Below are 14,245 nucleotides of genomic sequence, written 5' to 3'. Positions count from 1 at the left end.
CATGTCCGCAGTCTCATTCCAATCCGTCTCCAAGACCTACCGCACCCCCAAGGGGGATTTTCAGGCCCTCAAATCGGTGAGCCTGGATATCGAGGAAGGTGAATTCTTCGGTCTGCTCGGCCCCAACGGCGCCGGCAAGACCACGATGATCAGCATCCTCGCCGGACTGGCTCAAGCCACGGGCGGGCGCGTGCTGGTGCAGGGCAGCGATGTACAGGCGAACTACGCCGATGCACGCCGCAAGCTGGGCATCGTGCCGCAGGAGCTGGTGTTCGACCCCTTCTTCAATGTGCGCGAGGCCTTGAAGTTCCAGTCCGGATATTTCGGCGTCAAGAACAACGACGACTGGATCGACGAGCTGCTCGACAGCCTGGGCCTGACGGACAAGGCCCACAACAATATGCGCCAGCTCTCGGGCGGCATGAAGCGCCGCGTGCTGGTGGCTCAGGCCCTGGTGCACAAGCCGCCCATCATCGTGCTGGACGAGCCCACGGCCGGCGTCGACGTGGAGCTGCGCCAGACGCTGTGGCATTTCATTGCCAAACTCAACAAGCAGGGCCATACGGTGCTGCTGACCACTCACTATCTCGAAGAGGCCGAGGCCCTTTGCAGCCGCGTGGCCATGCTCAAGCGTGGCGAGATCATCAAGCTCTCGCCCATGAGCGAGCTGCTCAAGTCGGCTTCCAGCAATGTGTTGCAGTTCAAGACCGATAGCGCCCTGCCCAAGGCCGTGGCCGACAGAGCGCGTGTCACCGGTCGAATCGTGCAGATTCCCGCAGCCCATGCAGTCGATGTGGAGCAACTGCTGGCCGCTTTGCGCGAGGCGGGTGTGACCCCCGAGGATGTGGAAATCCGCCGCGCGGATCTGGAGGATGTGTTCATCCACATCATGAATGAAGGCTCCAGGACACAGGCTCCTGCAGGAGGTGTCCAATGAACGGCTGGCAGACCCTGCTCAAGAAGGAAGTGCTGCGCTTCTGGAAGGTGAGCTTTCAGACCGTGGCCGCACCGGTGCTCACGGCCGTGCTGTATCTGCTGGTTTTCGGCCATGTGCTCGAAGGCCGGGTCATGGTCTACGACCGCATCCCCTACACCGCGTTTCTGATTCCTGGCCTGGTGATGATGAGCATGTTGCAAAACGCGTTTGCCAACAGCTCGTCCAGCCTGGTGCAGAGCAAGATCATGGGCTCGCTGGTGTTCGTGCTGCTCACGCCGCTGTCGCACTGGGCCTGGTTCAGCGCCTATGTGGGCGCGGCGATTCTGCGCGGCCTGCTGGTGGGCCTGGGCGTGTTTGTGGTTACCTTGTTCTTTGCCGTGCCCGACTTTGCCGCGCCGCTGTGGATTCTGGTGTTCGGCTTTCTGGGCTGCGCCCTGATGGGCACGCTGGGCCTGATCGCCGGCCTCTGGGCCGAGAAGTTCGACCAGATGGCGGCCTTCCAGAACTTTTTGATCATGCCTCTGACCTTTCTGTCCGGCGTGTTCTATTCCGTGCACTCGCTGCCCGGCTTCTGGCAGGCGGTCAGCCATGTCAACCCGTTCTTCTACATGATCGACGGCTTCCGCTACGGCTTCTTCGGCCAGAGCGATGTCTCGCCATGGCTCAGCTTCGCCATCGTGGGCGCTGCCTGGCTGGCCGTGAGCGCGCTGGCCGTGCACCTGCTGCGTATCGGCTACAAGATTCGTAACTGATTTTTAGAATTGACGCAGGGCTGCTTGCGAGACAATGACCGGTTTCGCCAGCTTTTGTGCTTAAAGGTTCCCCATGACTGCAGACCAACTCAAAGACCTGATCGCCGCCGGCCTGCCCTGCGAGCATATTGCGCTGGAAGGCGATGGCCGACATTGGTTTGCCACCATTGTGTCTGCACAGTTTGAAGGCCAGCGTCTGCTGGGCCGCCAGCGCCTCGTATATGCCACGCTGGGCAACCGCATGGCCACCGATGAAGTCCATGCCCTGTCCATGAAGACCTACACCCCGGCAGAATGGGCTGCTGCCCAGGCTTGATGCGGGTCGAGACGCAAGATTGATAGCTGTCAGCACTTGCTACATAAGCGCTGAGTGCATTTTTTACATATAAACATTCAAGGCTTGAAGCCATGGACAAACTCAAGATCCACGGTGGTCGTCCCCTCAAGGGCGAAGTAATCATTTCCGGTGCCAAAAACGCCGCTCTGCCTGAAATGTGTGCCGCACTGCTCACGGCCGAGCCCGTGCATCTGCACAATGTGCCACGTCTGCACGATGTGGCCACCATGCGCAAGCTGCTGGCCAATATGGGTGTGCAGACCGAAACCCATGGCGAACGCGGCGGCATGAGCTTTGTGGCTCCCGACAGCCTGGTGCCCGAAGCGCCTTACGAGCTGGTCAAGACCATGCGCGCCTCGGTGCTGGCCCTGGGTCCGCTGCTGGCCCGCTTCGGCCACGCCAAGGTGTCGCTGCCCGGCGGCTGCGCGATCGGCTCGCGCCCCGTGGATCAGCACATCAAGGGCCTGCAGGCCATGGGTGCCATCATCACCGTGGAAAACGGCTATATGCATGCCAGCCTGCCCGAAGGCTGGAAGCGTCTGAAGGGCGCACGCATCACCACCGACATGGTGACCGTGACCGGCACCGAGAACTTCCTGATGGCCGCGGCGCTGGCCGAAGGCGAGACGGTGCTGGAAAACGCCGCCATGGAACCCGAAATCACCGATCTGGCCGAGATGCTGATCAAGATGGGGGCCAGGATCACGGGTCACGGCACCAGCCACATCGTGATTCAGGGCGTGGACAAGCTGCATGGCTGCGAGCATCAGGTGGTGGCCGACCGTATCGAGGCCGGCACCTTCCTCTGCGCCGTGGCGGCCACCAGCGGTGAAGCCTTGCTGCACCACGCGCGTGCCGACCATCTGGGCGCCGTGATCGACAAGCTCAAGGATGCGGGCGTGAGCGTTGACTGCGTGGATGGCGGCCTGAAGGTGGCCTCCTCGGGCAAGCTCAAGGCCCAGGGCTTTCGCACCACCGAATATCCGGGCTTTCCCACCGATATGCAGGCCCAGTTCATGGCGCTGAACCTGGTGGCCGAAGGCACCAGCATGGTGACCGAGACCATCTTCGAGAACCGCTTCATGCATGTCAACGAGATGGTTCGCCTGGGCGCGCGCATCACCACCGACGGCCGCGTGGCGACCATCGAAGGCGGCAAGCGCCTGTCCGGAGCCACCGTGATGGCGACCGACTTGCGGGCTTCGGCCAGCCTGGTGATTGCCGGTCTGGTGGCCGAGGGCGAGACCATCGTCGATCGCATCTACCACCTGGATCGTGGCTACGACCGCATGGAAGACAAGCTGCGCGCCCTGGGCGCCGATATCGAGAGAATTTCCGCATGAGCACCGCAACGCCTGTGACCATAGCCCTGTCCAAGGGCCGCATTTTTGAAGAAACCGTGCCCCTGCTGGCCGCTGCGGGCATAGCGGTGACCGAGGATGTGGAAAAGTCGCGCAAGCTGATTTTCGACACCAACCGTCCCGATGTGCGCGTGGTGCTGGTGCGTGCTTCGGACGTGCCCGTGTACGTGCAATATGGCGGCGCGGACCTGGGCGTCTCGGGCCTGGACTCGCTGATCGAGCATGGCGGCCAGGGCCTGTACCAGCCGCTGGACCTGCAGATTGCCAAGTGCCGCGTCAGCGTGGCCGTGCGCAACGGCTTCGACTATCAGCTGGCCGTCAAGCAGGGCGCGCGTCTGCGCATTGCCACCAAGTACCCCGAGATTGCCCGCAACTTCTTTGCCAAGAAGGGCGTGCACGTGGACATGGTCAAGCTCTACGGCTCCATGGAGCTGGCGCCGCTGACCGGCATGGCCGATGCCATCGTCGATCTGGTGTCCACCGGCAACACGCTCAAGGCCAACGATCTGGTCGAGGTCGAGCCCATCATGGACATCAGCTCGCGTCTGGTCGTCAACCAGGCTTCGCTCAAGCTCAAGCAGGCTCCGTTGCGCCACATCATCGATGCGTTTGCGCAGGCTGTTGCCGCCAAGAACAACTGATTTTCCCTACTGGTAAATACTATGGAATTCGTAGCTGCCCCCGCCCGTCTATCAACCGCTGATGCCCAGTTCGAGCATGATTTTGCGCAGCGTCTGCATTGGTCGGCGGACACGGATGCAGCCATCGAGCAGCGGGTGGCCGACATCCTGGCCGATGTACAGCAGCGCGGCGACGCCGCCGTGCTTGAATACACGGCACGCTTTGACGGCCTGCAGGCCGAGTCCATGGCGGCGCTGGAGCTGACCAAGCAGGAGCTGAAAGACGCCTTCGACAGCCTGCCAGCCGCCGAGCGCGAAGCGCTGGAGTCGGCGGCACGCCGTGTGCGCAGCTATCACGAGGCGCAGAAAAAGGCCAATGGCGAGAGCTGGAGCTACCGCGACGAAGACGGCACGCTGCTGGGCCAGAAGGTCACGCCGCTGGACCGCGTGGGCATCTACGTGCCGGGCGGCAAGGCCGCCTATCCGTCCAGCGTGCTGATGAACGCCATTCCCGCCCATGTGGCCGGTGTGCAGGACATCATCATGGTCGTGCCCACGCCCCAGGGTCAGAAGAACCCGCTGGTGCTGGCTGCTGCCTATGTGGCGGGCGTGCACCGCGCCTTCACCATCGGTGGCGCCCAGGCCGTGGCTGCCCTGGCCTACGGAACGGCCACCGTGCCCAAGGTGGACAAGATCACCGGCCCCGGCAATGCCTATGTGGCCAGCGCCAAGAAGCGTGTGTTCGGCATCGTGGGCATCGACATGATTGCCGGTCCTTCTGAAATCCTGGTGCTGGCCGACGGAACGACCCCGCCCGACTGGGTGGCCATGGATCTGTTCAGCCAGGCCGAACACGACGAGCTGGCCCAGTCCATCCTGCTGTGTCCCGATGCAGCCTATATCGATGCCGTCCAGGCCGCGATCGACCGCCTGCTGCCCGAGATGCCGCGCAAGGCCATCATCGCCAAGAGCCTGAGCGACCGCGGTGCACTGATTCTGACCAAGGACATGGAAGAGGCTTGCGCGATCAGCAATCGCATCGCGCCCGAGCACCTGGAAGTCTCCAGCCGCGACCCGCACCGCTGGGAGCCTTTGCTCAGGCACGCCGGTGCCATCTTCCTGGGCGCCTATACCTCCGAGAGCCTGGGCGACTACTGCGCCGGCCCGAATCACGTGCTGCCGACCAGTGGCACGGCGCGCTTTTCCTCGCCGCTGGGGGTGTACGACTTCCAGAAGCGCAGCTCCATCATCGAAGTCAGCGAGGCCGGTGCCCAGATTCTGGGCAAGACCGCAGCCGTGCTGGCCTATGGCGAAGGCCTGCAGGGCCATGCCAGGGCTGCCGAAATGCGCCTGAAGTAAATCCGCCGGTGCTTGCCCATCAGCCGTGGCCCGTCCACGGCTTTTTTCATTTTCGGGCAGGTCCACATGCCCTCCGTCTCGGGGCAATTGATCTCCAGATGTTTCATGGTGCAGGAAAGCGCGGGTTTGCGGTGACACTCGGCGGGCTGCGTGGCAGCGCAGCATTCCATAGCCAATCACAACAAGGGAGCGTGAAGATGAATCAGGTCATGAGTTCCTGGCCGCAACGCGGCTGGCGGCTGCTGGGCGGACTGCTGCTGGTCGCGGGGCTGGCCGCCTGCGGTGCACCGCCTTCGGCGCAGGATGCCTTGCAGGTCGCTGAGGGCGGATCGGCAGCGCCGCGCACGCCCAGGGTCGAGTCCACACTGGGCACGCAATGGGGGGAAGGGCGAGAGTCGGTCACTCGGACCGTGGAAGCTGCGCGCCTGGACCCCGAGCGCCCGCGCACCGTTGCACAGCTGCGCTACTCCGATGAGGCCAGCATCCGCCGCGCCCTGGGGCGCAGCATCGATCAGCAGCTCAGCGTGCAGCTGGCCGACGGCGATGTGGAGTGGGTGGTGCAGGACGGGCAAGGCCGGCCGCTGCCCATCTACACCATGCGCGGAGCTCGGGACTATCAGCTGGCCGGCCGTCAGGGCGAGCGTTACGAGCTGGTCTACAGCAACCGCAGCCAGCGTCACTATGAGGTCGTTGCCACGGTGGACGGCCTGGATGTGCTCACCGGCCAGGCCGGCAGCGTGCACAGCGCCGGCTATCTGCTGCGTCCCGGCGAGACCCTGCGCATCGAGGGTTTTCGCAAGAGTCAGCGTGAAGTGGCGGCCTTTCGTTTTGCAGGCAAGGAGCGCGCCTATGCCGGCAATACCCCGGCTGGCGACGCGCGCAACGTGGGCGTGATCGGGGCGGCACTGTTCGAAGTCCGGCTGCAGGGGCGCGATGCCGCCCAGCCTGCGCCAGAGCGCCGCGGCGCGGCCGAGCCTGCGGCTTTTCCCGCCGACGGCAGATATGCCCCGCCGCCGCAGTACCGGCGCTGAGGGCTGTGGCGCTGCCGCCTGCGGCCGCAGCGCCTGTCAGATTCGCCTGCTGAACTGGCCCAGTCCGTCGTCGTCATAGAACTCCAGCCAGAGGCTTTGGGCCGGCGCTGCGTCACCTGCCTCGAAGACCGCCAGCGAAATGCTGTGCGGAGCCGCGCTTTCGTTGCCAGGAATGAAGCAGAACTGGCTGCCGCTCCAGTGCTGCAGCACATAGGTCTGGGCTTGCGGGCCTATGCTCAGCTGCAGTCGGTTGTCGACGAGGCTGACCTGCACCGGGCCATGGTAGGCGTTGTCATAGCTTCCCGCATAGCGCTGCAGCGCGCCCGGAGGCTGGGGCGCAGACGGGGGCTGCTGGCCCAGCAGGGATCCCGTGGGCGCCATCAGCGGAGCGATCTTTTCTCTGTACAGCGACCACCAGTCCTGCGTGAGGCGGCCGGTTTCCATCAGGTCCACGAACTGGCGGCACAGGGTTTCGGGAACGCCGATGGGAATGCCGTTGGTGAGCACGATGACGGCAGCGTCCAGCGAGGGAATGAGCATGAAGCAGGTGGCCGCGCCCAGCATGAAGGCGCCCGAATGGCTGAGGAACTTCAGCCCGCCATCGGTTGCTGCGACATTGAAGCCGAAGCCGTAGTGTCCTCCCGGCGCCTGGGCCTGCCAGGCGGCTTGCAGGGCTGCAGGGGCGACCAGCTGCTGTCCCTGCCAGCGCCCCTGCGCCAGCAGCAGAGACAGCCAGCGCGCCATGTCGTTGACGCTGGAGCTGGCGCCGCCGGCCGGGGACTGGGGGTCGGCATTGCGCGGCGTGCCGCGCTGCCAGCTGCCGTCATCGGCGCGTACATGGGGGCTGGCACGGTTGGCCTGCTGCATGAATTCGGCATAGACCGATGTGGTTCGCGTCATGCCCAGAGGCGCATACAGGGTCTGGCGTGACAGACTCGCCCAGTCGGTATTGGCAGCGCCTGCGACGCCCACGGCGGCGGCGGTCAACCCGGCATTGGTGTAGGCGTATTCGCTGCGCAGCGGCTTGACGGGCAGCAGGCGCAGCCGCTCCAGCACCACCTGCTGGCCGTTGCCCAGCTCCTCGAGCTTGTCGCCCGCATGGTCGGGCAGGCCGCTGCGGTGGGCAAACAGATCGCCCACGGTCAGCACCGCGCTGCTGCCCGGATTGCGCAGCGCAAACCAGGGCAGCAAGTCCTTCATGCGGCTGTCCCAGGAGACCCGTCCCAGGCCGACCTGGTGCGCCACCACGGTGGCAGCCAGGGATTTGGAGACCGAGGCCAGCTGGAACACGGTGTCGGCATTCACGGTCGCACTGCCGCCGGTCTCGCAAAGCCCCAGGCCTTGGGCGGCAAGCGTTTGCGCGCCCTGGACCACGGCCCAGGCCATGCCCGGAACACCGCTGACGCGGCGCAGCGTCGCGGCCAGCTCGGGCAGCCGCCGGGCAGCCTCCGCGGCGCTCAGGCCTTTTGCTGGTGCATCGTCTCCGCCGCAGCCCGCCAGAGCCAGCCCGGAGCCGGCCGCGATGCCCAGGCCGGCTCCGGCGCGGATGGTGCGATCGAGCATCTGGCGTCTGGTCCATGCAGTCTTGGATGGCTGGCTCATGATTTCTCCTCCCGGTTGGTGGGTCTGCGCTTGCAGAGGGGCAAGTTTCTGGCGAACTGTTTTTTGCTCCGCAGTATGGATTCCTGCAGGCCATTCTGGCAATTTGAAATTTGACACGAATTTCGTGTTGCACGAAATTCGTGTACTATGCAGAGCATGAAGAACGTCACCATCACCGTCGAAGACAGCGTGCTTGACTGGGCGCGCATTGAAGCGGCCAGGCGCGGCAGCAGCGTCTCGCGCATGCTGGGTGACTTCATGGCCGAGCTGATGCAGCGCGAGGATGCCTACGAGCGTGCCTATCTGGCCTGGCGCACGGATGAGCGCACCTGGCAAGCTGCCGGCCAGTCTGCCAAATCCCTGGCGCGCAGTGCCAGCAGCAAGAGGGCTGCAGCGCACAGCAATGCCGAAACCGAGGTGGCCAGGTGAACCCCGTATTTGTCGATACCTCGGTGCTGATTGCTGCGGAAGATGCGGCTGGCGGTGCGCTGTATGCGGCCACGCTGGAATGGCTGGATCTGCTGTGGCGCAGCCGTAGCGGCCGCACCAGCAATCAGGCGCTGGTGGAGTTCTATGACCAGGCCACCACCGCAGTCCTGCCCCTGCCTCAGGGCGATGCCCGCGCAGCCATCCGCCGCTACCAGACCTGGACGCCCTGGAAGACCGATGCCGCCACGCTGGAGACGGCCTGGGCCGTACAGGCCCGCCATGCGCTGGACTTTGGCGACTGCCTGGCCGTGGCCTGCGCCCAGCACAGCGGCTGCAACCAGATGCTGAGCCTGCATCTGCCCCATGGGGCGGAGTTTGGCGGCGTAACCGTGGTGCACCCGCTGGAGCAAGCTGCCACGCAGAATCTTGAGGCTTGAGCGCCAGAATTGCAGCGATCGGTATCGACTGCATTGGCCAACGCAAGCCTTGTGTGAAGGAGTGAACCCATGACTGCTCAAGACATCCAGACCAAAGCCCTGCAACGCATTCGCGCCGATGTACGCGCCATGCAGGGCTACCATGTGCAGCCCGCGCAAGGCCTGCTCAAGATGGACACGATGGAGAATCCCTACCGTCTGCCGCCCGAGCTGCAGAAAAAGTTGGGCGAGCATCTGGGCGGCCTGGAAATCAACCGCTACCCCGGCGAGCGCCAGGAAGTGCTCAAGCAGATGCTGGCCGACTACGCCGGTGCTCCGGCCGGCACATCGGCGCTGCTGGGCAATGGCTCGGACGAGATCATCACCCTGCTGGCGCTGGCCACGGCCCAGCCTTGCAACAATGCCCGCGCCAAGATGCTGGCGCCCATGCCGGGCTTTGTGATGTATCCGCTGTCTGCCAAGCTGCAGGGCCTGGATTTCGTGGGCGTGAATCTGACGAGCGATTTCGACCTCGATGTGCCGGCCATGCAGGCCGCCATTGCCGAGCACCAGCCTGCCATCACCTATATCGCCTATCCCAACAATCCCACCGCCACGCTGTGGGCCGAGGACAAGGTTCAGGCCGTGATCGACGCCGTGGCCGAGGTTGGCGGTCTGGTCGTGATGGATGAGGCCTACCAGCCCTTCGCCAGCCGCAGCTGGATCACCCGAATGAAGGCCGATCCTGCGCGCAATGCCCATGTGCTGCTGATGCGCACGCTGTCCAAGTTCGGTCTGGCCGGTGCGCGCCTGGGCTATCTGATCGGTCCTTCGGCCATCGTCAACGAGATCGACAAGGTGCGCCCGCCCTACAACATCAGCGTGCTCAACTGCGAGACGGCGATTTTTGCGCTGCAGCACGAGTCCCTGTATGCCGAACAGGCCGCCGCCATCCGCGCCGAACGCCAGCCGCTGATCGATGCCCTGGCCCTGCTGGACGGCGTGCAAAAAGTCTGGCCCTCCGAAGCCAATATGGTGCTGCTGCGCGTGCGCGACGCCGGCAAGGCCCAGATCGAGATGAAGCAGCGCGGCGTGCTGGTCAAGAACGTATCGGCCATGCACCCCTTGCTGCACAACTGCCTGCGCCTGACCGTGGGTACCCGCGAAGAAAACGCCCAGATGCTGGCGGCACTGAAAGAAAGCCTATGAGCAATATCGTCCCCTCCATCGCCCAGAACCTGCCGCGCATTGCCGAAGTGCAGCGCAACACGGCCGAGACCCGCGTCGCCGTGCGCGTCAACCTCGACGGCACGGGCAAGGCCAGCCTGAACTCCGGTATCGGCTTTCTCGACCACATGCTGGACCAGATCGCGCGCCACGGCCTGATCGACATGGACATCGAATGCGCGGGCGATCTGCACATCGACGGCCACCACACGGTCGAAGACATCGGCATCACCTTGGGCCAGGCCTTCGCCAAGGCCATCGGCGACAAGAAAGGCATTCGCCGCTACGGTCATGCCTATGTGCCGCTGGACGAAGCCCTGAGCCGCGTCGTCATCGACTTCTCGGGCCGTCCCGGTCTGCACATGGATGTGAAGTTCACGGCCGGCAGCATCGGCCAGCTCGACACGCAGCTGGTCTTCGAATTCTTCCAGGGCTTTGTCAACCACGCCGGCGTGACCCTGCACATCGACAACCTGAAGGGCTTCAACGCCCACCACCAGTGCGAAACCATCTTCAAGGCCTTTGCGCGCGCCATGCGCTTTGCACTGGAGCATGATGAGCGCATGGCGGGCGTGATTCCCTCGACCAAGGGTGCTCTGTAATCAGGAGCGACTTGCGCCTGTTTACACTGCATTTAAAAGCTGTTTGTCTTTAAAAACCAATCTCCATAAGCGGTAGCTGCTATGAGTTTGAAGAACAACACCGTGGCCGTGGTCGATTACGGCATGGGCAATCTGCGTTCGGTCTCGCAGGCGGTGCGCACGGCCGCAGCCGATACCGGCTGGGACGTGGTCGTCACGGCCGATCCCGATGTGGTCCATGCCGCCAACCGCGTGGTCCTGCCCGGTCAGGGGGCCATGCCTGACTGCATGCGCGAGCTGCGCGAATCGGGCTTGCAGCAGGCCGTGCTCGATGCGGCTGTCAACAAGCCTCTGTTCGGTGTCTGCGTGGGCATGCAGATGCTGCTCGACCACAGCGACGAAGGCGATGTGCCGGGCCTGGGGCTGATCCCCGGCAATGTGCGCAAGTTCGATCTCGAAGGCAGGACGCAAGCCGACGGCAGCCGTTTCAAGGTGCCGCAGATGGGCTGGAACCAGGTGCAGCAGACGCAGCAGGGCGGCAAGCCCCATGCGCTGTGGGCCGGAATTCCCGACGGCAGCTTCTACTACTTTGTGCACAGCTTTTATGCGCTGGTGCAACAAAGCGCGCATTGCGCGGCCGAGACCGACTACGGCGGCCTCTTTGCATGTGCCGTCGCACGCGATAATATTTTCGCTACCCAGTTCCACCCCGAGAAAAGCTCGGATCAGGGGCTGGCGCTGTTCCGCAACTTCCTGGGCTGGAAGCCCTAGGGTCAACATTGAACAAGTCTTTGCGCGCATCGCATCCCTGGCTTGGGCGGTCTGCAGCGTTGCAAATCCTCGCCGGGCGATCAGCCCGGCTGTGGTTTGCGCCTCGCAGCCCATCCCAATCCAGTGCGCGCTGCATCGCAGGGCTTGTTCACTGTCAACCCGAGTTTCTTCAACCGGCCATTTCTGACGGCCAAACTTGCTAGCAGATCACCATCATGTTGCTCATCCCCGCTATCGACCTCAAGGACGGCCACTGCGTTCGCCTGATTCAGGGTGATATGGACCAGTCCACCACTTTCGGTGAAGACCCCGCAGCCATGGCCGCCAAATGGCTGGATGCGGGCGCCCGTCGCCTGCACCTGGTGGACCTGAACGGCGCCTTTGCGGGCCAGCCCAAGAACCTGTCGGCCATCAAGAGCATCCTCAAGGAGGTCGATGGCGAGATTCCCGTGCAGCTGGGCGGCGGCATCCGTGATCTGGACACCATCGAGCGCTACATCGATCTGGGCATCGAGTACCTGATCATCGGCACCGCTGCCGTGAAGAACCCCGGTTTCCTGCAGGATGCCTGCAGCGCCTTTCCCGGACACATCATCGTGGGCCTGGACGCCAAGGACGGCAAGGTGGCGATCGACGGCTGGAGCAAGCTCACCGGCCAGGATGTGATCGAAACCGCCAAACGCTTCGAGGACTGGGGCGTGGAATCCATCATCTACACCGACATCGGTCGTGACGGCATGCTCAGCGGCATCAACATCGACGCCACCGTCAAGCTGGCCCAGTCGCTGAAGATTCCGGTCATCGCCTCGGGCGGTCTGGCCGGCATGGCCGACATCGAAGCGCTGTGCAAGGTGCAGGATGAAGGCGTGGAAGGCGTTATCTGCGGCCGCGCCATCTATACCGGCGATCTGGACTTCGCCGCCGGCCAGGAGCGTGCGGACGAGCTCACGGGTGAGTGATTTGACCTTTCAGGCCCAGGCCGTTGACTGGAAAGGGCTTCCTGCCATTGCCTTGAAGCTGGGTCAGGGGGATTCGGTGCTGATCTGCCTGCAGGGCGCCCAGGTACTGTCCTGGGTCGGCCTGGGGCAGGAACGCCTGTTCCTCAGTCCCAGGGCAGCCCATGACGGCCAGAGCGCCATTCGCGGCGGCATTCCGGTCTGCTTTCCCCAGTTCAATCAGCGTGGACCCTTGGTCAAGCATGGCTTTGCGCGCCTCAGCCACTGGCAGGCCGATGCTGCGAGGCCATCGGGCGAGGATGGTGCGCAGATCTCCTTGCGCCTGACGGACAGCGAAGCATCGCGCGCCGTCTGGCCGCATGTCTTTGAGGCAGTGCTCACGATTGAGCTCAGGCCCGGCGTGTTGCGTGTGGAACTGGCCGTGCATAACCGCGGCCGGCAGGACCTGTCTTTTACCGCGGCCTTGCACGGCTATCTTCGCGTTGCGCAGGTCGAGCAGGCCAGCTTGCACGGTCTCGAAGGTTTGAGCTATTGGGATGCTGCTGCGGCTCAACCGGATACCCATGTCACGCAGCAAGGCTGCGTCAGCTTCGGTGCGGAGACCGATCGCGTCTATCCACGTGCGGCTGCAGCCCTGCAACTGCAAAGCTCGGGCCGGCCCTGGCTGCAGCTTGCCCAGGATGCGTCCTGGAGCGAAACCGTGGTCTGGAATCCAGGCCCTGCTCTGTGCGCCACACTCAAGGACATGGAGGCCGACAGCTGGCAGCAGATGCTGTGCGTGGAGGCTGCGGCCATTGATGCACCTGTGGCTCTTGGACCCGACCAGCGCTGGAAGGCGGCGCAAACCTTCGAATGCTTTTGAGGCTTTGAACGGGGCGGGGTGATGTCACCCCGAGCCTGGGCCTGTCCTTGTGCGCAGACCTGTTGGCCTTCAGCCTGCCCAGCCCTGTTGACGGCTCCATGGGCCGCAGCTGTAGAGGCAGGGCGGACGGCGACTCATCGGGATTTGGTGCCCAGGGCATCCGCCAATGCATCGACCAGAGGCGGGTTCAGATAATGCGGGCCGTCGAAGGCAAAGACCGTCCAGCCTTGGTAGGCCGCCAACTGTGGCAGGAATTCTTCTGCCATGGCGCTGCGAAATCCGCCGCCCGGCGCAGGCCGGAAGGCCTCGGCAATCACGCGAACACGCGCCTGGCCCAGATGGGCGGTCAGCATCTGCAGGTATTCGCGTGCCACGCTGGGAGTGCGCGCGTGTACGCCGACTCCATCCTGGAAAAACACGCCCACATCTTCGGGTATCCAGCGCATGATCCAGTCAACCAGCGCCTGGGGACCCATATTGGCATTGTCATAGGCGCTGATCCACAGCGGACGTGGCAGTTTGTTGAGAACCTCGGTGAGAAGACTGGGCGCAGCCCAGGTCGGATCGACTTCGACCGGGAAGTACCAGCCGGCAACCCGCAGTGGCAGTGCCGTGATAGCCGCTTTCAAGGCATAGGACTGCATGGCCAGATCCGCGAGACCGGCGCGGGCCTTGGCCTCGTCATGCATGCCGGCCAGGCCGAGAATCAGCTCCTGCGCCCAGGGCTCGGCCGCGATGCGCTCCCAGTCCGGGAGGTTGCGGCTCATGGAGGGCAGGTAAGTGCCGGGCACCAGGCTCAGATTGTCCACAGCCGTCCATTGCACCAGCAGGCGGCGGATGCCCAGACGCTGCCATGATCCATGGGGCCGTAGAGTGTCGGCACTGGGCTGCCAGACCATGCCGGGCAGACGCAGGCTGGGCTTGGCCTGTGCCTCGGGCAGGCTGCAGCTCAGCGCCCAGGCCAGGCCCAGCGCCTCGCGTCTGGTGCATTGTTCCATCGTCAT

The 14,245-nt window shown here is 64.1% G+C and carries 16 protein-coding genes; 14 read left to right on the top strand and 2 right to left on the bottom strand.

The window, feature by feature from the left end; all coding sequences use genetic code 11:
* The first annotated feature begins 1 nt into the window (after position 1).
* The 7 genes from V8Z78_RS04775 to V8Z78_RS04745 all read left to right on the top strand — a co-directional run bounded on the left by V8Z78_RS04775 (position 2) and on the right by V8Z78_RS04745 (position 6,397).
* Positions 2–937 carry an ABC transporter ATP-binding protein gene (locus V8Z78_RS04775; protein WP_034348309.1) on the top strand — a complete coding sequence of 312 codons (936 nt, stop codon included), beginning with the start codon at positions 2–4 and terminating at the stop codon, positions 935–937.
* The gene (locus tag V8Z78_RS04770) at positions 934–1,689 is read left to right on the top strand and encodes an ABC transporter permease (RefSeq protein ID WP_003058656.1); all 756 of its coding nucleotides are present in this window, start codon (positions 934–936) and stop codon (positions 1,687–1,689) included. The genes V8Z78_RS04775 and V8Z78_RS04770 overlap by 4 nt, the downstream gene beginning before the upstream one ends.
* A gap of 73 nt (positions 1,690–1,762) precedes the next feature.
* Positions 1,763–2,005, top strand: coding sequence for a BolA family protein (locus V8Z78_RS04765; RefSeq protein ID WP_003062090.1), 243 nt, complete (start codon positions 1,763–1,765; stop codon positions 2,003–2,005).
* 92 nt (positions 2,006–2,097) lie between these two features.
* Positions 2,098–3,369 carry a UDP-N-acetylglucosamine 1-carboxyvinyltransferase gene (murA, locus tag V8Z78_RS04760; protein ID WP_003062092.1) on the top strand — a complete coding sequence of 424 codons (1,272 nt, stop codon included), beginning with the start codon at positions 2,098–2,100 and terminating at the stop codon, positions 3,367–3,369.
* Positions 3,366–4,028 carry an ATP phosphoribosyltransferase gene (gene hisG / locus V8Z78_RS04755; protein ID WP_003062096.1) on the top strand — a complete coding sequence of 221 codons (663 nt, stop codon included), beginning with the start codon at positions 3,366–3,368 and terminating at the stop codon, positions 4,026–4,028. The genes murA and hisG overlap by 4 nt, the downstream gene beginning before the upstream one ends.
* A gap of 21 nt (positions 4,029–4,049) precedes the next feature.
* A complete protein-coding gene (gene hisD / locus V8Z78_RS04750; protein WP_349731003.1) occupies positions 4,050–5,366 on the top strand; it encodes a histidinol dehydrogenase in 1,317 nt (438 codons plus the stop codon).
* Between the two features lie 98 nt (positions 5,367–5,464).
* Positions 5,465–6,397, top strand: a complete 933-nt coding sequence (locus V8Z78_RS04745; RefSeq protein WP_046461068.1) for a hypothetical protein — start codon at positions 5,465–5,467, stop codon at positions 6,395–6,397.
* A gap of 36 nt (positions 6,398–6,433) precedes the next feature.
* Here V8Z78_RS04745 and V8Z78_RS04740 read toward each other — a convergent pair whose 3' ends face one another.
* The gene (locus V8Z78_RS04740) at positions 6,434–7,999 is read right to left on the bottom strand and encodes a serine hydrolase (RefSeq protein ID WP_179625537.1); all 1,566 of its coding nucleotides are present in this window, start codon (positions 7,997–7,999) and stop codon (positions 6,434–6,436) included.
* Between the two features lie 156 nt (positions 8,000–8,155).
* Between V8Z78_RS04740 and V8Z78_RS04735 the strand changes: the two genes are divergently transcribed.
* The 7 genes from V8Z78_RS04735 to V8Z78_RS04705 all read left to right on the top strand — a co-directional run bounded on the left by V8Z78_RS04735 (position 8,156) and on the right by V8Z78_RS04705 (position 13,241).
* The gene (locus V8Z78_RS04735; RefSeq protein WP_012837072.1) at positions 8,156–8,428 is read left to right on the top strand and encodes a hypothetical protein; all 273 of its coding nucleotides are present in this window, start codon (positions 8,156–8,158) and stop codon (positions 8,426–8,428) included.
* Entirely contained in the window at positions 8,425–8,865 is a 441-nt protein-coding gene (locus tag V8Z78_RS04730) for a PIN domain-containing protein (RefSeq protein WP_034361336.1), read from the top strand. The genes V8Z78_RS04735 and V8Z78_RS04730 overlap by 4 nt, the downstream gene beginning before the upstream one ends.
* A gap of 69 nt (positions 8,866–8,934) precedes the next feature.
* Positions 8,935–10,053, top strand: a complete 1,119-nt coding sequence (gene hisC, locus V8Z78_RS04725) for a histidinol-phosphate transaminase (RefSeq protein WP_349731002.1) — start codon at positions 8,935–8,937, stop codon at positions 10,051–10,053.
* On the top strand, positions 10,050–10,673 hold the full coding sequence (gene hisB / locus V8Z78_RS04720) for an imidazoleglycerol-phosphate dehydratase HisB (RefSeq protein ID WP_003058637.1): 624 nt from the start codon (positions 10,050–10,052) through the stop codon (positions 10,671–10,673). Before hisC ends, hisB begins: the two co-directional genes overlap by 4 nt.
* Positions 10,674–10,754: 81 nt before the next feature.
* Positions 10,755–11,423, top strand: a complete 669-nt coding sequence (gene hisH, locus V8Z78_RS04715) for an imidazole glycerol phosphate synthase subunit HisH (RefSeq protein WP_046461070.1) — start codon at positions 10,755–10,757, stop codon at positions 11,421–11,423.
* A 215-nt stretch (positions 11,424–11,638) separates the two neighbouring features.
* Positions 11,639–12,382 carry a 1-(5-phosphoribosyl)-5-[(5-phosphoribosylamino)methylideneamino]imidazole-4-carboxamide isomerase gene (hisA, locus tag V8Z78_RS04710; protein ID WP_003058631.1) on the top strand — a complete coding sequence of 248 codons (744 nt, stop codon included), beginning with the start codon at positions 11,639–11,641 and terminating at the stop codon, positions 12,380–12,382.
* Positions 12,375–13,241, top strand: coding sequence for a D-hexose-6-phosphate mutarotase (locus V8Z78_RS04705; protein ID WP_003062115.1), 867 nt, complete (start codon positions 12,375–12,377; stop codon positions 13,239–13,241). The genes hisA and V8Z78_RS04705 overlap by 8 nt, the downstream gene beginning before the upstream one ends.
* A 134-nt stretch (positions 13,242–13,375) precedes the next feature.
* Here V8Z78_RS04705 and V8Z78_RS04700 read toward each other — a convergent pair whose 3' ends face one another.
* A complete protein-coding gene (locus V8Z78_RS04700) occupies positions 13,376–14,245 on the bottom strand; it encodes an alpha-amylase family protein (protein ID WP_003062118.1) in 870 nt (289 codons plus the stop codon).

The organism is Comamonas sp. wu1-DMT (assembly GCF_040187805.1).
GTDB classification, from domain to species: Bacteria; Pseudomonadota; Gammaproteobacteria; order Burkholderiales; family Burkholderiaceae_C; genus Comamonas; species Comamonas thiooxydans.
This window is presented reverse-complemented; position numbering and strand designations above follow the sequence as displayed.

Bases quoted from the DNA above. Each gene is read 5' to 3' on its own strand.
- V8Z78_RS04770 (WP_003058656.1), top strand. From the start codon at position 934: ATGAACGGCTGGCAGACCCTGCTCAAGAAGGAAGTGCTGCGCTTCTGG.
- V8Z78_RS04700 (WP_003062118.1), bottom strand. From the start codon at position 14,245: ATGACGATGGAACAATGCACCAGACGCGAGGCGCTGGGCCTGGCCTGG.
- V8Z78_RS04775 (WP_034348309.1), top strand. From the start codon at position 2: ATGTCCGCAGTCTCATTCCAATCCGTCTCCAAGACCTACCGCACCCCC.
- V8Z78_RS04735 (WP_012837072.1), top strand. From the start codon at position 8,156: ATGAAGAACGTCACCATCACCGTCGAAGACAGCGTGCTTGACTGGGCG.
- V8Z78_RS04765 (WP_003062090.1), top strand. From the start codon at position 1,763: ATGACTGCAGACCAACTCAAAGACCTGATCGCCGCCGGCCTGCCCTGC.
- hisA (WP_003058631.1), top strand. From the start codon at position 11,639: ATGTTGCTCATCCCCGCTATCGACCTCAAGGACGGCCACTGCGTTCGC.
- hisB (WP_003058637.1), top strand. From the start codon at position 10,050: ATGAGCAATATCGTCCCCTCCATCGCCCAGAACCTGCCGCGCATTGCC.
- V8Z78_RS04745 (WP_046461068.1), top strand. From the start codon at position 5,465: ATGTTTCATGGTGCAGGAAAGCGCGGGTTTGCGGTGACACTCGGCGGG.
- hisD (WP_349731003.1), top strand. From the start codon at position 4,050: ATGGAATTCGTAGCTGCCCCCGCCCGTCTATCAACCGCTGATGCCCAG.
- murA (WP_003062092.1), top strand. From the start codon at position 2,098: ATGGACAAACTCAAGATCCACGGTGGTCGTCCCCTCAAGGGCGAAGTA.
- hisH (WP_046461070.1), top strand. From the start codon at position 10,755: ATGAGTTTGAAGAACAACACCGTGGCCGTGGTCGATTACGGCATGGGC.
- hisG (WP_003062096.1), top strand. From the start codon at position 3,366: ATGAGCACCGCAACGCCTGTGACCATAGCCCTGTCCAAGGGCCGCATT.
- hisC (WP_349731002.1), top strand. From the start codon at position 8,935: ATGACTGCTCAAGACATCCAGACCAAAGCCCTGCAACGCATTCGCGCC.
- V8Z78_RS04740 (WP_179625537.1), bottom strand. From the start codon at position 7,999: ATGAGCCAGCCATCCAAGACTGCATGGACCAGACGCCAGATGCTCGAT.